Origin of the sequence: Pseudomonas sp. R62, assembly GCF_000257605.1 — a bacterium.
GTDB classification, from domain to species: domain Bacteria; phylum Pseudomonadota; class Gammaproteobacteria; order Pseudomonadales; family Pseudomonadaceae; genus Aquipseudomonas; species Aquipseudomonas atacamensis.
The window spans coordinates 1-875 of sequence record NZ_AHZM01000910.1; the positions used below are offsets into that span (position 1 = coordinate 1).

An 875-nucleotide genomic window follows, 5' to 3' on the forward strand; every position below is an offset into this window, starting at 1 on the left:
CAGTCAGACCTTCCTCGCCATCACCCGCAACAGCACCGATCTGGAATGGCTGCAAAGCGCCCTCGCGCCACTCGGCCAGGTCATCAGCGCCGGTGCCGGCAGCCTCGACGAATTGCTCGCACTGGTCGATGTAACGTTCGCCAATCTGGTCTTCGTCGGCCTTGATCGCGAGCACGTCGTGGCGCAGAGCGCCCTGATCGAAGGTGCGCTGGAAGCCAAGCCGATGCTGGCGATCGTTGCTCTCGGCGACGGCATGGACAATCAACTTGTGCTCAATGCAATGAGGGCCGGCGCGCGGGATTTTGTCGCCTATGGCTCGCGTTCCAGCGAAGTCGCCGGACTGGTGCGGCGCCTGAGCAAACGGCTGCCGGCCGTTACCCCCAGCACGCAGCTCGGCGGCCTCACCGTTCTGTACGGTGTGCAAGGCGCATCGGACGGCGCCTTGATCGCCAATCACATGGCCATGGTCGTGCAGAAAAGCGGCCAGCAAACCCTGCTGCTCGACCTCGGTCTGCCGCGTGGCGATAGTCTGGCGCTGTTGGGTCTGGAGAGTTCGTTTCACTTCGGCGATGCCCTGCGTCATTTGCGCCGCCTCGACGCCACGCTGATCGACAGCGCTTTCACCAGCGCCGAGCACGGCCTGCGAATTCTTGCTTACGCCAACAGCGACGAGCCGCTGGAATCCACCAGTGCCGCCGAGCTGTACATGCTCCTCAGCGCCCTGCGCCAGCACTTCCAGCACATTGTCGTGAACCTCACCGGGCAGGCCGACAGTGAAGCGTTGCGCACCTTCGTCAGCCATTGCGACAAACTGCTGTGGTACACCGACCAGAACGTACTCAACTGCCGACGCAACCTCGCCGTGCTCAACCAGT

Annotated in this window: 1 protein-coding gene; it reads left to right on the plus strand. The window is 63.2% G+C overall.

The window, feature by feature from the left end:
- Positions 1-875, plus strand: an 875-nt coding sequence (locus OQK_RS01060; RefSeq protein WP_016770729.1) for a protein TadZ, incomplete at both ends; no start/stop codon positions are given.